At 72.1% G+C, this 24,653-nt stretch carries 22 protein-coding genes; 10 read left to right on the top strand and 12 right to left on the bottom strand.

Annotated elements, in window-relative coordinates; genetic code table 11:
- The first annotated feature begins 95 nt into the window (after window positions 1-95).
- Window positions 96-233 carry a hypothetical protein gene (locus tag ACXNSR_RS26955; RefSeq protein WP_458637996.1) on the top strand — a complete coding sequence of 46 codons (138 nt, stop codon included), beginning with the start codon at window positions 96-98 and terminating at the stop codon, window positions 231-233.
- On the opposite strand, the gene ACXNSR_RS26950 is transcribed toward ACXNSR_RS26955, so the two are convergent.
- The 7 genes from ACXNSR_RS26950 to ACXNSR_RS26920 form a co-directional block, all read right to left on the bottom strand.
- Window positions 230-1,417 carry a YncE family protein gene (locus ACXNSR_RS26950; RefSeq protein WP_458637995.1) on the bottom strand — a complete coding sequence of 396 codons (1,188 nt, stop codon included), beginning with the start codon at window positions 1,415-1,417 and terminating at the stop codon, window positions 230-232. The two genes, ACXNSR_RS26955 and ACXNSR_RS26950, sit on opposite strands and share 4 nt — an antisense overlap.
- A complete protein-coding gene (locus tag ACXNSR_RS26945; RefSeq protein WP_458637994.1) occupies window positions 1,414-2,226 on the bottom strand; it encodes a polysaccharide deacetylase family protein in 813 nt (270 codons plus the stop codon). Before ACXNSR_RS26945 ends, ACXNSR_RS26950 begins: the two co-directional genes overlap by 4 nt.
- Window positions 2,227-2,589: 363 nt before the next feature.
- On the bottom strand, window positions 2,590-3,102 hold the full coding sequence (locus tag ACXNSR_RS26940; RefSeq protein WP_458637993.1) for an ATP-binding protein: 513 nt from the start codon (window positions 3,100-3,102) through the stop codon (window positions 2,590-2,592).
- 255 nt (window positions 3,103-3,357) lie between these two features.
- Window positions 3,358-4,125 (bottom strand): enoyl-CoA hydratase/isomerase family protein, encoded by a 768-nt coding sequence (locus ACXNSR_RS26935; protein WP_458637992.1) that lies wholly within the window; start codon window positions 4,123-4,125, stop codon window positions 3,358-3,360.
- A gap of 87 nt (window positions 4,126-4,212) precedes the next feature.
- Window positions 4,213-5,439 (bottom strand): L,D-transpeptidase, encoded by a 1,227-nt coding sequence (locus tag ACXNSR_RS26930; protein ID WP_458637991.1) that lies wholly within the window; start codon window positions 5,437-5,439, stop codon window positions 4,213-4,215.
- A gap of 196 nt (window positions 5,440-5,635) precedes the next feature.
- Window positions 5,636-7,939 carry a choice-of-anchor A family protein gene (locus ACXNSR_RS26925; protein ID WP_458637990.1) on the bottom strand — a complete coding sequence of 768 codons (2,304 nt, stop codon included), beginning with the start codon at window positions 7,937-7,939 and terminating at the stop codon, window positions 5,636-5,638.
- 139 nt (window positions 7,940-8,078) lie between these two features.
- Window positions 8,079-9,299, bottom strand: a complete 1,221-nt coding sequence (locus ACXNSR_RS26920) for a L,D-transpeptidase (RefSeq protein WP_458643402.1) — start codon at window positions 9,297-9,299, stop codon at window positions 8,079-8,081.
- A gap of 182 nt (window positions 9,300-9,481) precedes the next feature.
- Between ACXNSR_RS26920 and glgX the strand changes: the two genes are divergently transcribed.
- On the top strand, window positions 9,482-11,815 hold the full coding sequence (gene glgX, locus ACXNSR_RS26915) for a glycogen debranching protein GlgX (RefSeq protein ID WP_458637989.1): 2,334 nt from the start codon (window positions 9,482-9,484) through the stop codon (window positions 11,813-11,815).
- On the opposite strand, the gene ACXNSR_RS26910 is transcribed toward glgX, so the two are convergent.
- Complete coding sequence (locus tag ACXNSR_RS26910; RefSeq protein ID WP_458637988.1) at window positions 11,781-12,467, bottom strand: MarR family winged helix-turn-helix transcriptional regulator; 687 nt, start codon at window positions 12,465-12,467, stop codon at window positions 11,781-11,783. The two genes, glgX and ACXNSR_RS26910, sit on opposite strands and share 35 nt — an antisense overlap.
- A gap of 83 nt (window positions 12,468-12,550) precedes the next feature.
- Here ACXNSR_RS26910 and ACXNSR_RS26905 point away from each other — a divergent pair, with 83 nt between their 5' ends.
- Together ACXNSR_RS26905 and ACXNSR_RS26900 are read left to right on the top strand one after the other, a co-directional pair.
- Entirely contained in the window at window positions 12,551-13,753 is a 1,203-nt protein-coding gene (locus ACXNSR_RS26905) for an MFS transporter (protein WP_458637987.1), read from the top strand.
- A 33-nt stretch (window positions 13,754-13,786) separates the two neighbouring features.
- Window positions 13,787-14,509 (top strand): CDP-alcohol phosphatidyltransferase family protein, encoded by a 723-nt coding sequence (locus tag ACXNSR_RS26900; RefSeq protein ID WP_458637986.1) that lies wholly within the window; start codon window positions 13,787-13,789, stop codon window positions 14,507-14,509.
- Here ACXNSR_RS26900 and ACXNSR_RS26895 read toward each other — a convergent pair.
- Window positions 14,490-14,978: an adenylyltransferase/cytidyltransferase family protein gene (locus ACXNSR_RS26895; RefSeq protein ID WP_030009114.1), complete on the bottom strand. Its 489-nt coding sequence runs from the start codon at window positions 14,976-14,978 to the stop codon at window positions 14,490-14,492. The two genes, ACXNSR_RS26900 and ACXNSR_RS26895, sit on opposite strands and share 20 nt — an antisense overlap.
- A 165-nt stretch (window positions 14,979-15,143) precedes the next feature.
- Here ACXNSR_RS26895 and ACXNSR_RS26890 point away from each other — a divergent pair, with 165 nt between their 5' ends.
- From ACXNSR_RS26890 to ACXNSR_RS26880, 3 genes are read left to right on the top strand one after another with little or no spacing between them, the layout of a single operon-like run.
- Window positions 15,144-16,355: a glycosyltransferase gene (locus tag ACXNSR_RS26890; RefSeq protein ID WP_458643401.1), complete on the top strand. Its 1,212-nt coding sequence runs from the start codon at window positions 15,144-15,146 to the stop codon at window positions 16,353-16,355.
- Window positions 16,352-18,112, top strand: coding sequence for a lipopolysaccharide biosynthesis protein (locus ACXNSR_RS26885; RefSeq protein WP_458637985.1), 1,761 nt, complete (start codon window positions 16,352-16,354; stop codon window positions 18,110-18,112). The genes ACXNSR_RS26890 and ACXNSR_RS26885 overlap by 4 nt, the downstream gene beginning before the upstream one ends.
- A complete protein-coding gene (locus ACXNSR_RS26880) occupies window positions 18,109-19,335 on the top strand; it encodes an MATE family efflux transporter (protein WP_458637984.1) in 1,227 nt (408 codons plus the stop codon). The genes ACXNSR_RS26885 and ACXNSR_RS26880 overlap by 4 nt, the downstream gene beginning before the upstream one ends.
- Before the next feature lie 205 nt (window positions 19,336-19,540).
- Here ACXNSR_RS26880 and ACXNSR_RS26875 read toward each other — a convergent pair whose 3' ends face one another.
- Window positions 19,541-21,064 (bottom strand): hypothetical protein, encoded by a 1,524-nt coding sequence (locus ACXNSR_RS26875; protein WP_458637983.1) that lies wholly within the window; start codon window positions 21,062-21,064, stop codon window positions 19,541-19,543.
- A gap of 67 nt (window positions 21,065-21,131) precedes the next feature.
- Here ACXNSR_RS26875 and ACXNSR_RS26870 point away from each other — a divergent pair, with 67 nt between their 5' ends.
- The 3 genes from ACXNSR_RS26870 to ACXNSR_RS26860 are packed head-to-tail and all read left to right on the top strand — an operon-like array spanning window position 21,132 to window position 23,418.
- The gene (locus ACXNSR_RS26870; RefSeq protein WP_458637982.1) at window positions 21,132-21,698 is read left to right on the top strand and encodes a WcaF family extracellular polysaccharide biosynthesis acetyltransferase; all 567 of its coding nucleotides are present in this window, start codon (window positions 21,132-21,134) and stop codon (window positions 21,696-21,698) included.
- Between the two features lie 8 nt (window positions 21,699-21,706).
- Entirely contained in the window at window positions 21,707-22,822 is a 1,116-nt protein-coding gene (locus tag ACXNSR_RS26865; RefSeq protein ID WP_458643400.1) for a glycosyltransferase, read from the top strand.
- 32 nt (window positions 22,823-22,854) lie between these two features.
- Window positions 22,855-23,418, top strand: a complete 564-nt coding sequence (locus ACXNSR_RS26860; protein ID WP_458637981.1) for an HD domain-containing protein — start codon at window positions 22,855-22,857, stop codon at window positions 23,416-23,418.
- On the opposite strand, the gene ACXNSR_RS26855 is transcribed toward ACXNSR_RS26860, so the two are convergent.
- Complete coding sequence (locus ACXNSR_RS26855) at window positions 23,406-23,876, bottom strand: NUDIX hydrolase (RefSeq protein ID WP_458637980.1); 471 nt, start codon at window positions 23,874-23,876, stop codon at window positions 23,406-23,408. The genes ACXNSR_RS26860 and ACXNSR_RS26855 overlap by 13 nt on opposite strands.
- A 10-nt stretch (window positions 23,877-23,886) precedes the next feature.
- Window positions 23,887-24,618 carry a DUF5919 domain-containing protein gene (locus ACXNSR_RS26850; protein ID WP_458637979.1) on the bottom strand — a complete coding sequence of 244 codons (732 nt, stop codon included), beginning with the start codon at window positions 24,616-24,618 and terminating at the stop codon, window positions 23,887-23,889.
- Window positions 24,619-24,653: the final 35 nt, after the last annotated feature.

The following is a 24,653-nucleotide window of genomic DNA, read 5'->3' as shown; positions in this document are numbered from 1 at the left end:
GCGGACCACCGGGCGGGCTTCGCCGGCCGGCTGAACGACCGGCTCGCCCCGGCCCCCGAGGAGCGTACGGGGCTCCTCGGGGGGTCTCCGGGCCGATGGCCGGGGCGGTGGAGGAACTGCTGCGCTGGAAGTGGGGGTCGATCGGCTGCCCGGGCTCCGGCGAGTGGACCGCGGTGTCCCGGGAGCTGTGCGAGCTTCCGGGGCACCGCCGCATCCGGCCCGCCCGGTTCTAGCGGAAGATGCCGGTGTGGCCGAGCGAGTAGCGGCCGGGCTGCGGGTAGACGGCGAGTCCGTGCGGTCCGCCACCCACCGGGATCCGGGCGAGCTGCTTGCCGGTCTGCGTGTCGAGCGCGTAGACCTCGGAGTGGTAACGGCCCGACAGCCACAGGACCTTGCCGTCGGCGGAGACCCCGCCCATGTCGGGGCTGCCGCCGTCCGGCAGGGTCCACTTCTTGGTGAGCTTGTTCTCGGGGAAGTTGAAGACCGAGATGGTGCCCTCGCCCCGGTTGGAGACGTACATCTCCTTGGAGTCGCGGCTCACGTAGAGGCCGTGGCAGCCCTTCCCGGTGGGCAGCAGTTTGGGGGTCCCGAACGTGTCCCCGCCGAGCACCCACATGCCGTGCGCCATCATGTCCGCGACGTAGAAGGTCTTCCCGTCCGGGGAGACCTTGACGTCCTGCGGCATCGCGCCCTCGAACGGCAGCTTCTGCTGGCCGACGACCTCCATGCGCTCGGTGTCGACCTTGAGGAGTTCGCCGGAGAACTCGCAGCTCACGATGAAGTAGCGGCCGTCGGCGGAGAAGTCCGCGTGGTTGACGCCGTAGCAGGTCACGGGGACCGTCTTGACCCGGTCCATCGTGTGCGGGTCGCGGAAGACGAGCTCCTTGTCCATCGAGGCCATGACGATCGCGTACTTGCCGTTCGGCGTGAAGTACAGGTTGTACGGGTCGTGCACCTCGACCGGCTTTCCGGCCTCGCCGGTGGCCGGGTTGATCGGGGTGAGGGTGTGACCGCGGTTGTTGTTGACCCACAGGGTCTTCAGGTCCCAGGAGGGGACCACGTGCTGGGGCTGGACGCCGACCGGGATGGTGTCGATGACCTGGTAGGTCGCCGGGTCGATGACGGACACCGTGTTGGAGTTGGTGTTCGGCACGTAGACGCGGGACGGGAAGTCCTTGACCACGGGAGAGAGCTTGTTCGGCCGGTCCGCGGCGTAGACGTCGTTCGGATCGAGCACGGGCGGCATACCGGGCAGACCGGGCGGGGCGGCCGGCGCGGCCTTGACGGGCTTGGCCGGGGCCTTGGTGCCGAGTGCCTCGGCGGGTTCCTTGCCGGCCGATCCGCAGCCGGCCAGGGCGGCGAGGACCAGACCTGCCAGCAGCACGCCGGCAGTCCGGGGAAGGCGGGTGGTCGTCATGGGGTCAGCAGCTCCGTGGTGGTCACCGCGCGCAGGTCGCGGCGCGCGAGTTCTTCGAGGAGGGGAGGCATCGCGTCGACCGTGTCCGCGTAGCCGAAGTGCAGACTCACCACCGACCCGGGCCGGATCGTCCCGATGACGGTGCGGATGACGGCCGCGGCGCCGGGCGAGGTGAAGTCGAGGGAGTCCACGTCGTACGAGAGGACGTGCGGGTAGCCCGCGCGCTGGGCCAGCCTCTGCACGAGCGGGGTCGCGTACTGGGTCTGGGAGGGCCGGAACCAGGTGCCGATGGAGCCGGTGAGGCGCTTGAGGCGCTGGGCGCAGCCGGTGATCTCGGCGTAGGCCTGCGCCTCGGGCATGTCGTTGATCGCGAGGTGGCGCTGGGTGTGGTTGCCGAGCTCGTGACCGCCGTCGAGGATGCGCCGGGCCAGCTCCGGGTGTGCGTCGAGCCAGGATCCGATGGCCAGTACGGTGACCCGCGCACCCCCCTTCTCGGCCGCTGCCAGCACCGCCCGGGCGATGGCGGGGTCTCCGTTGCCGTGGAAGGTGAGGGCGACGCGGCGGCGGTCGCGCGGACCGTGGCCGATCTCGACGGGCTGCCCGGCGAACCGGCGCGGGGCGGCGGCCGGAGCCACCTGTGCCGGGCGGGCCGGGCGGGCCGGACCCGGCGGCGCGCCGGAGGGCGCGGTGGCGGGCCGGCCCGGTCCGCAGGCGGCGGTGAGGCCGGCCGCGGCGGTACCGGCCGTGCCGAGAGCTGCCGCGCGCAGGGCCACGCGCAGGGCCGCGCGGCGGCCTGGTTGTGAGAGCACTTGCCCATTTAAGGGGTGGATGACCCTGAAGGTAACGATTGACCCAATTCAAGACGGTCGCCAAAAGGGGCCGATCGGGCGGTCGGGTCGCTATGTGATCAACGATTTACACAGAGCAGTCGATATTTATTCATGGATTACGAGGTGGGTGGCCCACCTCACCTAGGATTTAGCTAGAAAGTCTTACTATTTGCCCACTTATGTCCAAGTAGGGACTTTTGGCGTTCCGGCCCTCGTCTGCCATAGTCGGAAGCACGACTTCCCATTGACCCGAGCGAAGTCGCCACGCCGAGGATCACACCCCCTCAGATCCTCGGCGCACCCATGAAGCCCCCACACCGCCCCACTCGGCGCACGGGGGCTTCAGGCGTTCTGGCGGTCGGCGACCCGCATCTCGAACCAGGTGATCTTCCCGCGCGGCAGCAGGTCCGCGCCCCAGCGGTCGGACAGCTTGTCGACGAGGAAGAGGCCCCGGCCGGTGGTGTCCAGCTCGTGGACCGGCATCAGACAGGGCAGTCCGCGCGAGGGATCGCGCACCTCCACCCGGATCCAGCCGCGGCGCCGCAGCAGGCGTAAGCCGAAGGAGCGGGCCCCGGTGTGCCGGACGGCGTTGCCCACGAGCTCCGAGACCAGCAGGACGGCGTGCTCGGCGATCTGCGGGGAGAGGCCCCAGAGGCGGACCACCACGCACTGGGTGAGCCGGCGCGCGGTGCTCGCCGACTCCGGCATGGACGGCAGTGTCACTTCGGCCTCGGCCGGATTTCCGTACGACTCCAGCGCTTTGAGTCCCTGTTCGTCCTCGACGGCCGCCGTGAGCCGTACCGCCGAAACGCTGCCGCGCTGCCGCGGCTGTTCCACACCCTCCAGGCCCGCCATGCACCCATCATGGACGGCCGACCGACCCCCCCGGGCCGTTCCACAGGAAAACACCCCCCGGATTCAACAACTCCCGGGGGGTGTTCTGGCATATGCAAAAGGCAACCGGAGGGCCTCCGCGTGCGCCTTGACCTGCAATGGGGCGCCACACGGAAGGGATCACCGCGAGTGGATCACTCATTCCCCTTAAGGCTGCCTTAAGGCCTGGCTAATCCACCCACAGGGAGGACCGGAATGCCCGGCCGGGATCCCGGCTCAGACGAACTTCGCCTTGCCCGGGCCTTCTTCGACGAAACTGCGCATCCCGCGCTCACGGTCCTCCGTGGCGAACAGGCCCGCGAACCAGTTGCGTTCGATGGTGAGACCGGTGTCGATGTCGGCCTCCAGACCCGCGTCCACGCACTCCTTGGCGGCGCGCAGCGCGATGGCCGGACCCTGCGCCAGCTTGGCGGCCCAGGCGTGCGCCTGCTCGTACACCTCGGCGGCGGGCACCACCCGGTCGACCAGGCCGAGGGTCAGCGCCTCGTCGGCCTTGACCATGCGCCCGGTGAAGATCAGGTCCTTGGCCCTGGACGGCCCGATCAGCCGGGACAGCCGCTGGGTGCCGCCCGCGCCCGGGATCAGGCCGAGCAGGATCTCGGGCTGGCCGAGCTTGGCGTTGTCGGCGGCGATCCGGTAGTCGGCGCACAGCGCGAGCTCGCACCCGCCGCCCAGCGCGTAGCCGGTGATGGCCGCGACGACGGGCTTGGGGATCCGGGCCACGGCGGTGAAGGCGTCCTGGAGCGCGCGGGACCGGGCGACCATCGCCGCGTGGTCCATCGTCTGCATCTCCTTGATGTCCGCGCCCGCCGCGAACACCTTCTCCCCGCCGTAGATGATGACCGCGCGGACGTCGCTCCGGTCGGTCGCCTCCACCGCGAGCTCGCGCAGCCGGTCCTGGGTGGCGATGTCCAGGGCGTTCATGGGCGGCCGGTCCAGGCGGATGGTGCCGACGCCTTCGGAGACTTCGAGAGAGAGGGTCATACGGGTCAGGTTAGCGCCGGTTAACGTGAAGTGGCCCGGTGCTGTGGGTCACAGCACCGGGCCACTCCGGCCGCGCGGGCGGCGTACTTACTTGATCCACTCCGCCCAGGGCATGTTCCAGCCGTTGAGGCCGTTGTCCGGGGCGATCTGCTTGTCCTTCGAGTTCTTCACGACGACCACGTCACCGATCATCGACTCGTTGAAGAACCAGGCCGCGGGCGCGTCCGGGTCGCCGCCGCCGCGCTGGTCGCGCAGGCCTACGCAGCCGTGGCTGACGTTCGACGAGCCGAAGGTGCCGGAGGAGGCCCAGTAGTTGCCGTGGACGAAGGTGCCGGACTGCGACAGGCGCATGGCGTGCGGGACGTCGGCGATGTCGTACTCGCCGCCGAATCCGACGGTCGCGCCGTTCATCCGGGTCACCTCGTACTTCTCGCTGATGACCATCTGACCGTTGTACGTGGTCGTCGACGGGGCGCCCGCGGTGATCGGGACGTTCTTGAACACCTGGCCGTCACGGACGACCTCCATCTGCTTGGTGCTCGCGTCGACCGTGGAGACCTGGGAGCGGCCGATGGTGAAGGTGACCGTGCGGGTCTGCTTGCCGTAGACGCCGGGGCGGCCTTCGACCCCGTCGAGGGCGAGCTTCACGGTGACCTTGGTGCCCGCGGCCCAGTAGTTCTCGGGGCGGAAGTCGAGGCGGTCGTTGCCGAACCAGTGGCCCTCGATCTGGACGGCCGGCTCGGCCGTGACCGTGATGGCCTTCTCGACGGCCTCGGGGTTGGTGATTCCCCGGGTGAAGTTGATCGAGACCGGCATGCCCACGCCGACGGTGGCGCCGTCCTCGGGCGTGTAGTGGCCCACGAAGGTGTTGGTCGGGGTCAGGGTGGTGAAGGTGGTGTCCTTGGCGGACTCCCGGCCGGCCTCGTCCTTGGCGACCGCGTGCACCTTGTACTCGGTGGCGGAGGCCAGGTGGCGGGCCGGCTCCCAGGACGCGCCGTCGGCGGCGATCTTGCCCTCGACCGCGTTGCCCTTGGTGTCCGCCACGGTCACCGTGCTGAGCTTGCCGCCCGTGCTCGATATCTTCAGGACGCCGCTGGTGGCGACTTCCTTGGCCCCGTCGTCGGGCTTGACGCTGACGACCGCCTTGGAGGCCTCGGTACCGGTCTTACCGCCACCCCCGGCGTTGTCGCCACCGCTGCCGCCGCTGTTGCTGCCGCCACCGCCACCGCACGCGGTGGTGAACAGCAGGGCCGCCCCCAGCAACAGGGCCGACAGGCCGGTGCGGGCGCGGCCGCGTATCGGCTGCACGTTCACTCGTGTTCTCCCCATGTCCCCCGCGCGCGGACTGTCGCGCGCTTGTTGACAGGTAATCACACGGAGGGATCACGATGAGCCACGGTCTTGTCACCGTTCCGTCCCAACTGCCCGGAGAAGTGCCGTGGCGGCCGCCCCCCGCGACCTGGGCACGGTAGGTGATCAGGCCAATCCCGAGGGGGCGGCCGCCGAGGGATCAGGCCCGGGGGCCCTTGGCGTTCTTCGGGTGCTTCGGGTGCTTCTGGTGCTTCTGGTACTTGGACTGCTGGGGGTGCTTGGAGTGCTTGCCCTTCCCGTGGTCGCCCTTCGGGTGCTTGGGCTGCTGGGGGTGCTTGCCCTTGCCGTGATCACCCTTGGGGTGCTTGGGGTGCTTGCCCTTCCCGTGGTCGCCCTTGCCGTGGTCGACCTTGCCGTGGTCGACCGGCTTGTTCCGCAGCGTGACCACGATGCGCCGGTCCGGGGTGCCGATGTCGAGGCGCAGCGGGCCGGTGACCCGGTCGGCCGGCAGGACGTAACCCGCGGGGACCGCCGTCTCGACCAGGTAGTACCAGCCCTCGGGGAGCGGCCGGAAGTCGCAGACGCCGGTGCGGTCGGTGGTGCAGCCGGGGGCGACCCGGCGGTCGGCGTTGACGCCGCGCGTCTGCAGGCCCGGGGTGTTGTTGGTCTCCTGCCACAGCTCGAAGACCGCGCCGCGCAGCGGCTTCTTGGTCCTGGCGTCCTGCTTCACGACCCGGATCGAGCCCTCGTACTCCTCGCTCACCGGGACGTTCGCGACGTCGACGACGCGTCCGTCCGCCACGTCGCCCCGGTCCAGGTCGAAGCGGGTGGCCGGGTCGGCCGGGGTCTCGTACCCGGTGGGGGCGGCGGTCTCCCGCCAGTAGTACGTGTGCCCGACCGGCAGCTCCACCGTGCAGGTGCCGAGGGTGTCGGTCACGCAGGCCCCGTCGAGACGGGTGTCGCCGCCCGGCTGGTCCGTCTGCAGGCCGGTGGAGCCGTTGCTCTCCCGCCAGAGGTCGAACCGCGCGCCCGCCAGCGGGAGGCCGGTGGCCCGGTCGGTCTTGCGCAGCTCCACCCGGGCGGTGTCCGGCGGCTCGGGGGTGCGCCGGTTGTCCGCCTCGTACCGGACCCCGGCAGCGGCGTTCTCGGCGGTGAGGGTCAGCTCGTGGACGGTTTCGTCCAGGTCGTAGCCGAACGGCGCCCGGGTCTCGCGCCAGTAGTACGTGCCGGGCTCGGTGGTCCGCTCGCAGATGCCGCTCGCCGGCGTGACGCACTCGGCGACCAGGGTGTCGGCCCGGGGCGCGGTGTCCTGCAGCCCGGCGGTCCCGTTCGTCTCGCGCCAGAGTTCGAAGCGCGCGCCCGCCAGCGCCGCGCCCGTCCCCGCGTCCCGCTTGAGCACCGAGACCGTGCCGGTGACCGGGGCCGGGCCGGCGCACTCGGGCAGGTCGCCGTTGAAGGGGTAGGCGTGGAACTCCTGGCCGCCGCCCCCGGTCGTGCTGCTGCCGTGGGTGACGGAGCCAGTCGTGAAGAAGCGCCCGTTGATGCCGGGCAGGGTGACGGTGGTCTCCGAGGACTGCTGCCCGATGAGGAAGCTGCCCTGGAACTGGCCGCCGCCGGTCAGGTTCACGGTGGTGGCGTCCGGGAAGTTCCACAGCAGCCGGTCGCGGTAGGCGTTGAGGGGGTCGGTGTCCTGGATGCCGCCGCTGTACGTGCTGATCGTGCGGGTGGCGCCCAGGACGTTCACCAGCACGGTGGCCGTGGCCGGGATGCGGGTGAAGCGGATGCCCTGCTGGCCGCCCCCGTTGCCGACGAGGTTCGCGTCGACGTTGAAGACCTGGAGCGCGGAGGAGCCGTCGCCGGTGAAGACGGTCTCGTAGCCGTTGTTGACGGCCGTGCCGGTGGCTGCGCGGGGCTGTCCGCCGACCCGCGCGTAGCACTGGCTGGCGGCGCTGAGCCGGTCGCGCAGCCCCGCGTACGCGGTGGCGGCGGCGGGGTCGCGGACCGGGCGGCCCGTCACCGTGCCTTCGACGGAGCCGGCGTGGCGGACGACGCCGCCGTCGGCGAGCAGGCGTTCGCCCGCCGCGACGGTGACCGATCCGCCGGTGGTGAGGAAGTCGGCGCCGACGGGCGGGGGCACCCTCGATCCGGCGCCGACGATGCCCACGTTGTAGCGGCTGTCCCCGCCCGCCTGCTTGTCCTGGTCGAAGTCGCCGAGGACGACGAGCCGGCCCTCGGCCTCGGAGGCCCGGCCCCGGACGCGGAAGTCGCCCCCCGCGAAGATGTTGATGCCGTTGTCCCGGCCCTGGGGGACACCGTCGCTGCCGATGGCCGGGTACGGGTCGGGGCAGTCTCCCGGCACGCAGGGCCCCAGCCCGTCGGGAAGCGGAGCTCTGGCGACCGCCGCCGCGCGGTCGCCACCGGGACCCTCCGCGAAGGCCGCGGGCGCGGCGGAGGCCAGTACGGCTCCGATCGCGAGCCCGAGGGTCCAGTTCCTTGCTGACATGACGCTCCGTCCGTTGCCTGCTGCCCTGATGTGCCCTGACAGGCTGGGGGCGGGCTCCGGCGGGGCGCGGCGGGGACACTCCCCGCTACGGCATTTCGATCACAGTGATCACCCTCCCGGGCGGGGTGGCCGCCCGTGCTCAGGCGATGGCGGAGCCGGCGACCCAGTCCGCCCAGGACATGTTCCAGCCGCCCAGCCCGTTGTCGGGGGCGACGGTCTTGTCCTGCGAGTTCACGACCTCCACCACGTCCCCGACGAGGGTCCGGTCGAAGAACCAGCCGGCCGGGGTGTCGGAGCCGCCGCCCTTGTCGTCGCGCAGGCCCACGCAGCCGTGGCTCACGTTGGTGGTGCCGAAGGTGTCGGGGCTGGACCAGTAGTTCCCGTGCAGGAAGGTTCCGGAGGAGGTGAGCCGCATCGCGTGCGGGACGTCGGGGATGTCGTACTCGCCGCCGAAGCCGACGGTCTGGCCGTTCATGCGGGTGACGTCGAACATCTCCATCACCACCATCCTGCCGTTGTAGGTGGGGGACTTGGGCGCCCCGGCGCTGATCGGGACGGTCGACACCAGTTGCCCGTTCCGGCGGACCTCCATGGTGTGCGCGTCCGCGTCCACGGTGGAGATCTGGGAGCGGCCCACGGTGAACCCGACGGTCTTGTCCTGGATGCCGTACGCGCCGGGCGCGCCCTCGATGTCGCGCAGGTCCATCTTCACGGTGACCTTGGTGCCGGACTTCCAGTACTCCTTGGGCCGGAAGTCGAGCCGTTCCCGTCCGAACCAGTGGCCGACGACCTGCACGCCGGGATCGGAGGTGACGGAAATGGCCCTCTCCACTTCGGCGCGGCGCTCGATCGCCTGGCTGAACCTGAAGGAGACGATCATCCCGGTGCCGACGGTCGAGCGGTTCTCGGGCTTGAAGTAGCCGATGAACCGCTCCTCGGGAACGTAGGTGGTGAAGGTGGTGTGGCGGGCCTGGCGGCGGTCGTGCCCGTCGAGGGCGACGGCGTCCACGGTGTACTTGGCCGCGAGCGCGAGCCGTCCGGACTCGGGGTCGGGGCTCCAGCTGAGTCCGTCGGCGGCAATGGCGCCGGGGACCAGTTCCTGCTGGGCGTCCTCCACCTTGGTGACGACGACCCGCTCCAGGCGGCCCTCGGGCACGGTGACCGACAGCCGTCCGTCCGCGGGGACCCCCTTCGCGTTGTCGTCGGGGGTGATGCGGATGGCCTCGTCCGGCGAGCGGGGTTTGCCGGGCAGCTGGATCTCGACCGGGGCCTTGCCGTCCTGGGTGCATCCGGCCAGGCCGCCCAGCAGGCCCGCCCATGCCGCCACGGCGGCCAAGCCCGCCCCTGCCCGCCTCGTCAGAAGTGTCACGATCCCTCCAACGACCGTGCGCTGCGGGGGAAACGTGAGTGCGGGCCACGTTCCGGGCAGAACTGTCCGGGCAGAACAGTGTGAAGGACCAGACGGGGGCGGGCCCGGGCCGGGACGCCGGGGCCGTACTCTCCCCTACCCCCGCCGGTACCCAGGAGCCGTGGAGGCGGGCAGTGTCGAGCGCAGCCGAGCAGGAGGCGGTGGAAGCCGTCAGCAATGCCGCGGAAGCGGTGCGGAGCGGCCGGGCCGTGCCCGTACCGCAGATCGACGGCCGACTGAAGGAGCGGCCGAACGGCCAGGTCAGGGGTCAGGTGATACGGGTGCACACGCGTCCGGGGGCGCCGGTGTGGCCGGGGTCCTCGCATCCGCTGGGAGCCCGGTTCCATCACGGTCCCGACGGGACCGCGGGCACCAATTTCGCCCTGTGGGCGCAGGGCGCGGAGGCGGTGGAGGTGTGTCTGTTCGACGAGGCCGGCGCCGAGACCCGCTGCACCCTGACGGAGCACACGCACGAGATCTGGCACGGTTTCGTGCCGGGCGTACGCCCCGGACAGCGGTACGGATTTCGGGTGCACGGCCGCTGGGATCCCTGGACGGGAGCCCGCTACAACCCGGCGAAGCTGCTCCTGGACCCGTACGCGCGGGCCGTGGACGGGGACTTCACCCTGCCCCCGGAGGTGTACGCGCACGTCCGGGACTGGCCGCAGCAGTACATCGCGGACACCGTGCGCGACGACCGGGACTCCGCGCCGTTCGTCCCGAAGGGCGTGGTCGTCCACGATGACGACGACTGGGCGGACGACGTCCGGCCGAAGACCCCGTGGGCCGATTCGGTGATCTACGAGCTGCACGTGCGCGGCTTCACGATGCGTCATCCGGGCATTCCCGAGGAACTGCGCGGCACCTACGCGGGCCTGGCCCACCCGGCGGCGATCGAGCACCTGACGGCGCTGGGCGTGACGGCGGTCGAGCTGCTGCCGGTGCACCAGTTCGCGCACGAGGACCATCTGCTGCGCCGCGGGCTGCGCAACTACTGGGGCTACAACTCGATCGGCTACTTCGCCCCGCACGCGGCATACTCGGCGAGCGGTACGGCCGGACAGCAGGTCGGGGAGTTCAAGCGGATGGTCCGGGCCCTGCACGCGGCCGGGATCGAGGTCATCCTCGACGTGGTCTACAACCACACGGCGGAGGCGGGCGAGCTGGGTCCGATGCTGTCGCTGCGCGGGATCGACAACCGGGGCTACTACCGGCTCCAGTCCGACCAGCGGCGGTACTCCGACTACACGGGCTGCGGGAACACCCTGCACGCGGGGCGCCCGAACGTGCTGCGGCTGATCACCGACTCGCTGCGCTACTGGGTCACCGAGATGGGGGTGGACGGCTTCCGCTTCGATCTGGCGGCGGCGCTGGCCCGGTCGATGCACGACGTGGACATGCTGTCGCCGTTCCTCGCGGTGATCGCCCAGGATCCGGTGCTGCGGCGGGTGAAACTCATCGCCGAGCCGTGGGACGTGGGCTCGGGCGGCTACCAGGTGGGGGCGTTCCCGCCGCTGTGGACGGAGTGGAACGACCGCTACCGGGACGCCGTACGGGACTTCTGGCGGGGCGCGCTGCCCGACGTACGGGATCTCGGCTACCGGCTGTCGGGCTCCAGCGACCTGTACGCGTGGGGCGGCCGGCGGCCGTACGCCTCGGTGAACTTCGTGACCGCGCACGACGGTTTCACCCTGCGCGACCTGGTGAGTTACGAGCGCAAGCACAACGAGGCGAACGGGGAGGCGAACCGGGACGGGACCCATGACAACCGGTCGTGGAACTGCGGGGCGGAGGGCGAGAGCGACGATCCCCGGATCGGTGTGCTGCGCCGCCGCCAGCTGCGCAACCTGCTCACCACGCTGCTGCTGTCCACGGGCGTGCCGATGCTGGTGGCCGGGGACGAGTTCGGGCGGACGCAGCACGGCAACAACAACGCGTACTGCCAGGACAACGAGACGGGCTGGGTGGACTGGTCGCTGCTGGAGGATCCGGCCTGGCAGTCGCTCTTCGCCCTGGCCTCCCGGCTGATCGCGCTGCGCCACGCCCATCCGGTGCTGCGGCGGCGGGCGTTCTTCTCGGGGCGTTCGCAGGGCGCGGACGGGCTGCGGGACCTGGCCTGGTTCACCCCGGCGGGTGTGGAGATGACGGAGCGGGACTGGTACGCGCCGTCCGCCGCGCTGGGGATGTACCTGTCGGGGCGGGACATCCCGGGCCGTGACGAGCGGGGCCGGCAGGTGACGGACGACAGCTTCCTCGCACTGCTGCACACGGGGGACCGGCCGCTGGCGTGGATGCTGCCGGGGGCGCCGTGGGCGCAGGCGTACGAGCTGGTCCTGGACACCTCCCTGGAGGAACAGGCAGCCGTCCCCGGGACCCTGCACCGCGCCGGGGAGGCCCTGACCGTGCCGGCCCGCTCGGTGCTCCTGCTGCGGGTCAGCGGGTCTCGACCGACAGGAGCATCCGCTTGAGGAGGGCGGCGAGCGCGGCGCGTTCGCCGTCGTCGAGGGACTCGATCATCTCGGCCTCGGCGATGCCGCGCCAGCGCATGGCCTCGGTCCAGCGCCGGTGGCCCTCCTCGGTGAGCTCCACGTCGACCCGGCGGCGGTCGGCGGCGGCGCGCAGCCGGCGGACCAGGCCGGACTTCTCCAGGGTGTCGAGGCGGCCGGTCATCCCGGCCGGGGAGAGGAGCAGTTCGGCGGCCAGCTCGGCGGAGGGTGCCCGCCAGGGTGCGCCGCGGGAGGCGAGCCGGTGCACGGTCTCGAACTCGAAGGCCTGGAGCCCGGTCTCGGCCAGGGCGCGTTCCTTGCCCTGCGACACGTGCTTGGCGAGGAGCTGCATGCGGGTGATGACGGCTTCGGTGGGCACGTCGAAGGGCACTTTGCCCGTCCACCGGGCGATGTGCCGGTCGACGGAGTCCTCGGCCGGCTCCGGTTCGGACGGCCGGATGACCGCGGGCAGGGCCGCCGGTGCGTGCGGTCCGTCCGGGCCCGAGGGGGAGGCCGCTCCCGTCAGGTGGGCCGACGCGGCCGCCGGTCCCGGCTCCGCCCCCGGTCCCCGCTCCGCACCGGCGGCCCGTCCCACCGCGCGCCGTGCCCGGCCCTCGGCCGCCTCTCTGCCCATGTCCGCATTATGTCCGGTCCCCGGCCGAACCCCGGGCCGATATTTCGTTGACGAATGATTCGTTGGCGAAATAACTTCCGGCCATGATCACCCCGATACGGCGGCTGCTCGTCGGCCGCACCTTCGCCGCCTTCGCCTCCGCGCTCGTCCCCACCACCCTCACCCTGGCGCTCCTGCGGGCCGGCTCCTCCGGCGACCTCGGCCTCGTGCTCGCCTGCGAGCTGCTGCCCATGCTGCTCCTGCTGCCCGTCGCCGGGGTGGCAGCCGACCGGTTCCCCGCCCGGCGGGTGGTGCTCGTCGCCGACCTCGTGCGGGCCGGGGCCCAACTGGCAACCGGAGCCCTGCTCCTGACCGGGCTCGACGGGCGCGTCCCCGAGCTGGCGGCGTTCGCCGCCGTGACGGGAGCCGCGGTGGCCTTCGGCACGCCCGCCGTGCGCACGCTCGTCGCCGCCGCGGTTCCCGAGGACGGGCGGCTGCGCACCAACACCCGGCTCGGGGTCGCCACCGGGCTCGCGAACGTCGCCGCCCCGGCCGCCGCCGGTTCGCTGGCGCTGACCGTCGGCGGCGGCTGGGCCTCACTGCTCACCGCGGCGCTCTTCGCCCTCTCCGCGCTCACCCTCGGCGGCCTGCGCACCACCGCGGTCGCGCGGACCGCGCCGCGCGCGGCCTTCGGTGCCGAACTGCGTGCGGGCTGGGCCGAGACCCGCCGCCACCCGTGGTTCCTCGCCAACGTACTGGCCCACGGGGTCTGGCACCTGGCGGCCGGACTGCTCCTCACCCTCGGCCCGGTGATCGCCGTGGGGAGCCTGGGCGGCGAGGGCTCCTGGGTCGTCATCGCCCAGACCGGCACGGTCGGCATGCTCGCCGGGGTCTGGGCTGCGGGGCGGCTGCCGCTGCGCCGGCCGCTGTACGGGGTGGCCGTCGGCGCCGCCGCCCAGGCACTGCCCCTCACCGCCTTCGCGCTGCGGCTGCCGCTCCCGGTCACCGCCGCCGCGTTCTGCTGCGCCATGTTCGGGCTGGGGGTGCTGAGTCCGCTGTGGGAGACGGAGATGCAGCGCCGCATCCCGCTGGAGACCCTGGGCCGGGTCGGATCCTTCGACACCCTCATCTCGTTCGCCGCGCGCCCGCTGGGTCTGGCGGTCGCCGCCCCGCTGGCCGGCGCCGTCGGGGCCACGGTTCCGCTGCTGGTCGCCGCCGTGCTCAGCGCCGCCGCGAACCTGTCCGTACTGCTGCTTCCCGACGTCCGCAGAGTTCCGGAACCGACTCGCTCACCTGTCCTGCGATGATGTGTTCGACATCGTCTCGGAGGGGGTCCCTGCATGGGCAGAGTCACGAACGCGCTGCAGGAACTGCGCGGAGCGCAGAAGTCGGCGAAGGGGGTGTCGCTCTACTCCCGGTTCGTCAACCGGCCCACCGGGCGATATCTGGCCGCCGGTTCGTACGCGCTGGGACTCACTCCGAACCAGGTGACGCTGATCAGTGCCGCCTTCAGCTTCGCCGCCGTGGCCGCGGTCGCGCTGGCCGGCCCCTCGTGGGGGCTGGGCATCGCGGTGTGGGCCGCCCTCGCCGTCGGTTTCGCCTTCGACTCCGCCGACGGGCAGCTCGCCCGGCTGCGCGGCGGTGGCAGCGCGGCCGGTGAATGGCTCGACCACGTGGTGGACGCCGCCAAGCTCACCGCCCTGCACTCCTGCGTGCTGATCGCCTTCTACCGCTTCCCCGACGCCTACGGGACGGGCGCGGACGGCTGGCTGCTGGTGCCGCTGGGCTTCCAGTTCGCCGCGGTGGTGACCTTCTTCGGCGGGCTGCTGACCGAGAAGTTGAAGCCCAGGCCGGCTCCCGGCAGCCCGGCGGCCGCGCCGTCGACCGCGCGCGCGGTGGCCCTGCTGCCCGTGGACTACGGGGTGTTCTGCCTGGTGTTCCTGCTGCTGGGCGGCGGGAAGCTGTTCGCGTGGGCGTACGCCGGACTGGGCGTGGTCGCCGCGCTGTTCCTGCTGGCGTTCCTCGCGAAGTGGTTCCGGGAGCTCAGCGCCGTTCGCCGGTGACCTGGCCCGGCGCCGGGGCCGGTTCCGCGAGCGCGTCCAGTGCCCGGCGCAGCTGGGTGCTGGACGTGTGCACGGTGTACGGGAAGTACACGACGTCGACACCGTGGGCGGCGAAGTCCTTCTCCAGCCGGTCGCCCTTGGGCGTGCCGCGCCAGTCGTCGCCCTTGAAGATGACGTCGAAGCGGACCTGCTTCCAGGTCTCGACCTTGTCGGGGACCGTCTCGACGAAGGCGGCGTCGACGTACTTCACGCTGCGGACGATCTCCAGCCGCTCGACGAGCGGGATCATCGGGCGACGCCCCTTGGCGAGCTCGGCCATCTCGTCCGAGACCACTCCGGCGACCAGGTAGTCGCACTGGCTCCGGGCGTGCCGGAGGATGTTGAGATGTCCGATGTGGAACAGATCGTAGGCGCCGGGCGCGTACCCGACTCGATACGGTCGACGCGCAGGCGCGCCAAGGTCGGACATGTCGTGCTCCGTCATCATTTACCCCCAGCGGCCACACCCCCCGGTGCAGCGGATTAGCAGACAATAGCGTGCACGTTCCGCAGCACGCGGGTGAACGAATAGGGTGACGTGCGCATCATCCAGGGGAAGAGGGGACGCACGGTGTCCAGATCCGGTCAGCGGCGCATGCTGCTGGTTTCCACCAATTACGCTCCGGAGCACGCGGGGATCGGCCCGTATGCGACCCAGATCGCGGAGCACTGGGCGGATCTCGGTCACGAGACCCATGTGCTGGCCGGCATGCCGCACTACCCGGCGTGGTCGCTCGAACCCGAGTACAAGGGGGCGTTCCAGCGCACGGAACAGCGCGCGGGGGTCACCGTGCACCGGCGTGCGCACACCGTGCCGCCGCGCCAGACCGCCGTGAAGCGGGCCCTTTTCGAAGGATCGATTCTGCTGCACGGCGCGGTGGCCCCGCCGAAGATGCCCAGGCCGGACGCGGTCCTCGCCCAGATGCCCAGCCTGGCCGGCGGAGTGCTCGCCGCCCGGCTCGCGGCGCGCTGGAAGGTCCCGTACATCCCGGTCGTCCAGGACCTGATGGGCGCCGCCGCCGCGCAGAGCGGGATCAGCGGCGGCGACAAGGCCGCCGCGATCGCCGGCCGCGCCGAGGCCTACGCCCTCAAGCGCGCCACCCTCGTCGGCGTCATCCACGAGACCTTCGTGGACCGGGTGGTGGGCATGGGCGTGGACCCGGGCAGGATCCGCCTCGTCCCCAACTGGTCCCACGTGCCGGTGCCCACCAAGCCGCGCGGCGAGACCCGCCACCACCTCGGCTGGGCCCCCGGCGAGACCGTCGTCCTGCACTCCGGGAACATGGGCCTCAAGCAGGGTCTCGAAGTCCTCGTCGGCGCCGCGCGGCTGGATCCGAGCGTCCGTTTCGTCCTGATGGGCGACGGCAGCCAGCGGGCGGCTCTGTCCGATCTCGCGGCGGATGTGCCGAATCTGGACATCATCCCCCCTGCCGCTGACGGCGAGTTCCCGGATATCCTCGCGGCGGCGGACGTTCTCGCGGTCACGCAGCACGCCGCCGTGCTGGACATGAGCGTCCCGTCGAAGCTGACCTCCTACTTCCAGACCGGTCGGCCCGTCGTCGCCTCCGTGGCCGCGGAGGGCGGAACCGCCCAGGAGGTGGAACGCTCGGGCGCAGGGGTGCTCGTACCGCCGGAGGACCCCGAGGCCCTGCTGAAGGCCGTACGGGCCCTGGCCGAGGACCCGGAAGGCGCGGACGCACTGGGAGCGGCCGGACCCCGCCACGTGGCGGCCCACCTGAGCCGCGAAGCGGGCCTGGCCCGCATCGACGCACTGATAGACGAAGCACTTGGGGGAACCCGGCCGTGATCGAGACGAACCGCCCTGCAGCGGCACCGGCCGACGACGAACCCGATCTCCTCAGGGATCAGTTCCGGCAACTCCTGCGCTACCGCAGGCTCATCGGCGCGGGCATCGGGATCGGTCTGCTGGGCGGCGTCTACCTCGGCATCTCCACGGCCGACACCTATGTCGCGACCGCCGACGTCGTCCTGCGCGCGCCCACCGACGACCCGTTCAACCCGAGCCTCGCGCCGGACAAGGCGATCAACATCGGCTCGGAGCGCCAGGTCGCGCTCAGCTCCTCCATAGCCAACGAGGCGGCGAAGAAGCTCGGCGTGGGCGCGTCCGGCTTCGCCGCCCTGCGCAGCGGTCTGCAGGTGACCAACCCGCCGCAGACCATGGTCCTGCGCTTCACGTACACCGCGGACTCCGCCAAGGAGGCCGCCAAGCGCGCCAACACGATGACCGAGGCCTACCTGACGAAGCGGCAGGAGGCGCTCGACGCCACCCGCGACAAGATGGTCAAGGGCTACAAGGAGCAGCGCGACCCGATCGCCAAGCAGCTCGACGAGCTGTCCAAGGAGATCGCCCGGATGCCCGCCGGCGCCGGACGCGACGCCGCCAGCTCCTCCAAGACCGACCTGCAGAGCGAGGTCGGCGGCTACAACACCAAGATCACCAAGCTTGAGGCCCTGGACATGACCCCGGGCCGCGTCACCAGCGCGGCGACCGCGCCCACCGGCACCGACGGCCCCGGCATCATCATGTCGCTCGCGCTCGGTGCGGCCGTCGGCCTCGCACTCGGCCTGCTGGCCGCCTGGGTCCGCCTCGTCTTCGACCCGGCGCCGCGCTCCGAGGGCGATGTCGCCCGGGCCCTGCGCGCACCCGTCCTGGGCTACCTGCCCCGGGACCGGACGGGCGGCGGACCGCTGCTCGCCGCCGGTGAGGCCGATCCCCGGCTCGCCGAGGAGTACCGCTCGGTGGCCTTCCGCCTCGCCTACGACTCCCGCTTCGCCGACCGGCGCCGCCTGCTCGTCGTCGCCCCGCGCGGCAGCAGCGAGACCGCCGCCGCGGTGGCCGTGAACCTCGCCGCCTCCTTCGCGGAGACCGGCAAGGACGTCCTCCTCATCGAGGCCGACCTGCGCACCCCGGTCCTGGCCAGCCAGCTGCCGACGGACGCCGGCGGCAGGCCGCGCTGGAGCCAGACCCCGGGCAGCCCCAACTCGGGCGGCCGCCACTCCGACACCGAATGGCCCGACGGACGCCAGCTCGTCGTGGACGCCGGGGAGTCCGGATCCTTCGACCTGATCCCGGGCGGACAGGCGCGCAACGTCCCGCGCTCGCTGACCTCGGCCCGCGCCACCCGGCTGATCTCCGAGGCCGACTCCCCCAACTCCACCGTCGTCGTGCTCGCTCCGCCCGTGCTCTCCTACGCCGACGCCCTCGCCCTCGTCGACCGCGTCGACGGCGTCCTGGTCGTCTGCGACCCTCGCGCGGTGCACCGCACCGACCTGTCCCGGATCCGCGAGCTGATCAGCGGCGCCGGCGGCACCGTGCTCGGCGCGGTGCTGCACGCGCCGCTGCCCGGCGAGAAGCGCGGCCGCGGCAAGGACAAGGCCGGCCCGGCCCCCACCGGCCCCGCCGGTGGCCCCGGTCCCTCCTCGAAGCCCGGGCGGTCCGCGCCGCAGCCGATCCCCTACGAGGTGGCGGAGCCCGAACAGCACATCCCCGGTGACGGCACCGACACCGTCGCGCTGCGCACCGTCCGCATGGGCCGCAGATGAGCCGACGCGGCCTCGCCGCCGTCGCCTCGGTCCTGGACCAGGCCGCCTCCAGCGCCACGAACATCCTGGTGCTGGTGCTGGCCGCCCGGCTGTCCACGGCGTCCGGGTTCGCCGACTTCTCGATGGTGTACGTGACCTTCAGCGTGCTCCTCGGGCTGAACATGGCCTACGTGGGCCAGAGCCTGGTGCTGGAGAAGGGCGAGCGGCTCGGCGCCGAGTGCCGTTCGGCGCTGGGCTTCACCGCCGCCGCGTCGGCCGTCGTGGGCGCGCTGCTGCTGGCGGTGGGCCTCGCGACGGCCGGGGCCACCGGGACCGCCTTCCTCGCCCTGGGCCTCGTACTGCCGCTGGTGCTCCTCCAGGACGGCCTGCGGTACTGCTTCTCCGCGCTGCGCGCCCCCGAGCGGGCGCTGGCCGCCGACGCGCTGCGGCTGGTGTGCGTGGTCGCGGCGCTGGCCCTGCAGCCCGAAGGGGCCTCGGCGGGGCGGCTGGTGCTCGCGTGGGGGCTCTCCGCGCTGCCGGCGCTGGGCCTGGGGCTGTGGCTGCTGCGTCCGTACGTGCGCGGCGTGCGCGGTGACCTGCGGCCGTACCTGCGGCGCGGCCACCTGGGGCAGCGGTTCGTCGTCGAGTTCGCGGTGGGCAACGGCTCCAGCCAGCTCGCCGTGCTGGGCCTCGGCGTCTTCGCGACGCCGCTGGCCGTCGGCGCGCTGCGGGGTGCGACCACGCTCTTCGGGCCGCTGAACGTGCTGTTCAACTCGGCGAACGCCTTCGGGCCGCCGGTGCTCGGGCGGCTCGGCGGCAAGCGCGCCACCGTACGGGCAACGGCGGCGCTGGGGCTCGTACTCGCCGCGGTCGGCGCGGGCTGGGCCGCGGCCCTGTACCTGTTGCCGGACCGGCTGGGCCGGGAACTGCTCGGCGACACCTGGGCGGACGCGTCCGCGCTGCTGCCGGCCACGGGGGCGCAGTACGCCGTGATGGGGCTCGGCACGTGCGCGCTGCTGACCCTGCGGGTGCTCGCTCCGAAGGCCACGCTGTCGTTGCAGGTGGTCTTCTCGCTGCTGTCCGTGGGGCTGCTGCTCGGCGGGTACGCGGTGTGGGGTGTGGCGGGCGCCGCGTGGGGCCTGGCGGGCGGCTCGGCCCTCAAGGCCCTGGCCGCCTGGTGGCGCGTCACCCGCCTCCCGGCCACCGCCGGCTCGCGGGAACCCGAGCCGGCGGCCGCCGCCTGACCGCTCGCGCGCAGCGATGAGCCCACCGAGCCGCCGCGGTGTGAACCGCTGCGCGGGCTTCTCTCCCCGCCCCGCCCTTTCGCCGTTTCCCGGGCGCTGCCCGGACCCGGTCCTCAAACGCCGGACGGGCTGAAACCTCCAGCCCCGCCGGCGTTTGAGGCGCGGGTCCGGGGCGGAGCCCCGGGAAGCGGCGGCCCGGGCAGGGCTAGCGCAGGGTGGTGGACTTGTCCGAGCGGTAGGTCGCGACCAGCGCAAGGCACATCGCCGCGATCGCCACGCGCCCCGACGCCTGGAGCAGCGGCCCGCGCAGCAGGATGAAGGAGTAGCCCGCGACCAGCGGGACCACCACCGAGATCAGGCTCCCCGGCGGGCTCCGCCGCGTCGCCCGCTTCGCGTACCGCCGGTCCACGCGCGCCGCGGCGTACCCCATGCCCAGCAGCCCCGCCCCCATGCCCAGCGGCCCGAAGTCCAGCCACAGCTCCGCCCAGATCGGGGAGGACAGGTTGGTGTTGACCGTGCCCATCCACTGGCCGACCATCACGCCCGTGTCCCGCGGCTTGCCCGGCCACACCGCGCGCGGCACCGCGAAGAAGACGGATCCCGCGAGCTGGCGGCCGTAGAAGTGGCCGGGCCCGGAGTTCGAGAAGGTGATGGTATTGGCGAACATGCCGATCTGGTCGTAGTCCTTGAGGGCCATGGGCTCCAGGAAGGACGTGGTCTCCACCGGCCGGTAGTTCTTCTCGTCGTAGCGGAAGCGGTCCGCGAACGGGAAGATCAGGAGCGCGACGACCACCGCCATGGACAGCGCGACCCGGTACGCCGCCGCGCTCACCGGGAAGACGGTGAAGAGCAGCGCGAACATGACCGTCAGGAACCAGTACCGGGGGTTCGAGATCGGGTTGTTGACGATCAGGTTGAGGCCGGCGAGCGCCGCCCACGTGACGATGATCGACACCTTGCGACGGGCGAACTTCGAGGTGATCAGCCAGCGCGTGTAGAGCAGCAGCGCGAGCAGTGCCGGTACGGTGCCGAAGCCGCGCAGCAGGGCCTGGCCGGCCTGGCCGTCGCCGTTGGAGACGCCGGCCTCCTCGATGCCGGCGATGATCTCCTGGCGGCTGGAGAAGAACACCGCCGGGCCGCCCAGCTTCATGATGAAGACGGCGCTGCACAGGAACGACAGGATCGTCAGGAGCTGGAGCCTGCGCCGGTGCGCCATGACGGGCTTCGAGTCCCTCTGCGAGCCGCCCCTGCGCACCGCCGGCCGGTGCCGGGCCAGCAGCACGCCGACGTCGAAGGCCGTGCAGCCGAGCAGGACGAGCCCGATGGCGATGGTCAGGTCGGAGCGCGGGCCGACGACCGGCGTGGGGACCTGGCCGAGGACGGCCTGCGCGAGCGGGGCCACGCCCATGGCCATGTAGACGAAGAGCCAGAAGGAGCCCTGCAGCAGCTTGCGGCGGCTGGTGAGCACCATCGCGGAGAGCCGGGCGCCCGCGTACATGGTGAGCAGCAGTTGGAGCCAGAAGGCCGCGTCGCGGACGCCGGCGCCCGTCTGGGCGGCGACGAACAGCGGCAGGAAGACGGTGAATCCGAGCGCGAGCGGGACGGACAGCGCGCGAGAGAGGAGCGTGCGCGGCAGCGTGGCCCGGCCCCACAGGCTCTCGTCCTCGAAGGGGGACGGAACCGGCTGCTTCGCGGGCGTCGCGGGGGGCTTGCGTATGTCCGTCGTCACTGCCGCCCCCACCCGATGTGCCTGGTCCGCGGGCAGTCTAGTCTGAGCGGGCCGCGCCCGGGGAGGCATGGCGGAGTGCAGATGGGGGCGACAGTTGCGGGATCTTCCTTCCTTCACGCTGGCCGGGTACGACAAGGGCCGCGGGCTGCTGACGCAGGCGCTCTGGTTCGCCGTGATGAACACACTGTTCATGAGCTGGTTCTGTCCGGCACGGGTACGGGTGTCGCTGCTGCGGGCCTTCGGCGCGAAGATCGGCGAGGGCGTGCTGATCCGGCACCGGGTGCGGGTGCTGTGGCCGTGGAAGCTCGACATCGGGGACCACACCTGGATAGGCGAGGGCGCCTGGCTGCTGAACCTGGAGCCGGTGACCATCGGGGCGAACGTGTGCGTCTCGCAGGAAGCGATGCTGTGCACCGGCTCGCACGACCACCGGGCCGCCGACTTCCGCTACCGCAACGCCCCGATCGTGGTCGAGGACGGCGCCTGGGTGGCGGTACGGGCGACCGTGCTCGCCGGGGTCACGGTGGGCCGCTGCGCGGTCGCCGGGGCCGGCGCCGTGGTCCACAAGGACCTGCCCGAACTGACCCTGCAGACCCAGGACGGGCAGCGCCGCCCGGTGGAGGAGCCCAAGTGAGCGCCGCGATGCGCGTCCTGCACGCCGTCACCCTCCACTCCCCCTCGCACGCCTTCGGCGGTCCGGTCCGGGTCGCGCTGAACCTGGCGAAGTGGCTGCGGGCCCGCGGCCACGAGGCGCGGCTGCTCGCCCTCGGCGAGGGCTTCGATCCGTGGCCGGACTCCGTGGAGGGCGTACCGGCGCAGCTGTTCCCGGCCCGCCGGCTGCTCCCCCTCGGCTTCAGCGGGATGACCTCCCCGGCCCTGCTGGCCTCGGCCGGGCGGCTGGTGCGGGACGCCGATGTGGTGCACGTCCACCTGGCCCGGGACCTGGTGACCCTGCCGGTCGCCCTGGCGGCGCTGCGGGCGGGCAAGCCGCTGGTGCTGCAGACCCACGGCATGGTGGACCCGAGCGAGAAGCTGCTGGCCAAGGTGCTGGACGCGGTGGCGGTACGCCGGCTGCTGCGCGGCGCGGACGCGGTGCTGTACCTGACCCCGCACGAACGGGAGGGGCTGGACGCGGTGGTCGGCGCGCCGCCCCTGGCGCAGGCGGTCCGCCTGGTCAACGGGACCCCGGCGCAGGAGGAACGGCCCCCGCTGGGCGGCCCGCCGCGCATCCTGTACTCGGCGCGGCTGCAGGCCCGCAAGCGGCCGGTGGACTTCGTGGACGCAGCCCCGGCCGTCCTCGCCGCCCACCCGGACGCCCACTTCGTGGTCGCCGGACCGGACGAGGGCGAGCTGGCCGCCGTACGGGCCCGGATCGGGGCGCTGGGACTCACCGACCGGTTCACGGTCCCGGGGGCGCTCTCCAGCACGGAGGTCCTGGCCGAGCTGCGCCGCGCCCACGTCTACGTACTGCCGTCGGTGGACGAGCCGTTCCCCATGTCGGTGCTGGAAGCCCTCGCGGTGGGCGTCCCCCCGGTCGTGACCCACTCCAACGGCCTGGCCCGCGACATCGCCCGGGCCGGCGCCGGCCACGCGGTCGACCCCGGCCCCGCGGGCGTGTCCGCCGCCGTCCTGGACCTCCTGGACCCGGCCGCGAACCACAAGGCCTCACACGCGGCCCGCAAGCTGGCCGCGGAGTCCTTCTCCATGGACGCGGTCCTGGACACCCTCCTCCCGGTCTACGAGGGCATCCGCGGCTGAGGAGGGCGGCCCACGTCGATACGGTGTGGGCCATGCCCTCTTCCTCATTGGAATCCCCGCAAGGGGCAGCCCGGTTGGCGCAGTCCCTGTTGCCTCCGCTGGGCGACCGCTGGCTGCACACCCGGGGCGTCGCGCAGCGGGCTCGGGAGCTGTCCCGGTCCGTGCCCGAGGCGGACAGGGAGCTGCTGGTCGCGGCGGCGTGGCTGCACGACATCGGCTATGCGCCGCAGCTCCGCGACTCCGGTTTCCACCCTCTGGACGGTGCCCGGTACCTGGCATCCCAGGGCGCTGACGGACGGCTCGTACGCCTGGTCGCTCACCACTCCGGAGCCGTGTACGAGGCCCGGCAGCGCGGCCTGTCTGCCGAACTCGCCGTGTACGAGCGGGAGGAATCGGCCGTCCTGGACGCGCTGACCTGCGCCGACATGACAACGGGGCCGGCCGGTCAGCGGTTCGGCTTCCCCGAACGCATCGACGAGATCCTGACCCGCTACGCACCGGGCAGCGAGGTCCATGCGGCGATCAGCGCAGCCGTCCCGTACCTGGCGGCAGCGGTCGCCCGCGCCGACGCCGCGATGACGGATCAGCCGATGTAGGGATCGGACCGATCGGCGAGCCCGTGATCGATGCGCAGCCGCATCGACGGATGGATCCGCATTCCGTCCAGCTCGTCCGGAGCCAGGAAGGCCACTTCCTTGCTCTCGCTGCTGGTTCGGCGATCCCCTCCGACGATGCGTGCCGAAAAGCAGATCGAGAACTGCTGGCGGACCTCCCCGTCGTCGTACGCGATGACGTGCCGCGGGTCGGTGTACAGCCCGACGAGCCCGGTCACCTCGACGTCGAACCCGGTCTCCTCCCGCGTCTCGCGTACGGCTGCGTCGGCGGCGGACTCTCCCGTGTCCACGCCGCCTCCCGGCAGGGCCCACAGGTCGTTGTCGGTTCTGTGGATCAGCAGGACCCGGCCGTCGTCGTCGCGAGCGACCGCGGTCACGGACGGAACGATGCTGTTCGCGACCGGCGCGTTGGGGTCGTCGAAGTAGTCCACTCGGGCCATGACCGCCACCCTAGGCCGAAGTACCGCGATCCCAGGCGTAGTCGAAACTCCTCATGTAGTGCCTGAAGCTCCGGCCGCCCGGGATGTAGCGAAAGTGCAGGACCGGATTCTGGCCCGCGGGAGCCCCCAGCACATGAGGGTTGACGAGTACGTCGTCGTCGAAGCGGTACAGGGAGTTGTAGAGGATGGTCTCGTGCAGCCGGACCTCCACCCCCGGTGTCGCCATGGCGGGTTCGAGGTAGCGCCGTGTCATGCGCGCACGGGCGGCGAGGTCCGCGCCGATGCCCTCCTCCTCGCCTCGCTGCCGGAGCACCTCAGAGGCCGGGTTCCCCAGCAGGATGCGCACCTGGGCGCCCGCCCGCGCCTTGCGGGAGAGCCGTTCGGCCAGTTCTGGATGTCCGTCGAAGAGGAACAGACCGGCGTAGACGAGGACCTCGACGTGGCTCACGGCGTTGTCGATCAGGGATGACCACAGTTCGACGGGCACGACACCTCGGTGCGGGTAGTACCTCACCAGCTCGGAAGCACTCGCCGTCTCTGCCTGCCGGGCGATCGACGGCCAGAGATACACCTCGTCCACGCCGAGGAAGGTGGCGGTCTTCCAACGATGCGTGCGGTGCGGAGTCCGATCGGTCGTAATCCAGCGCTCCACCGTCTTGGGGTCCACCCCGACCTGCGCGGCAACCGACTCGATGGTGGCGGAGTTCGCCGAGATCGAGGCGCGCAGACGCTCGTTCGCCATGAGGGGCCTTCCCCGTGGGACGCCGGGACGTTTCA

This window comes from Streptomyces sp. NC-S4 (genome assembly GCF_054353315.1).
The sequence above is the reverse complement of the archived record's forward strand: the minus strand, read 5'-3'. Positions and strand labels throughout refer to the sequence as shown.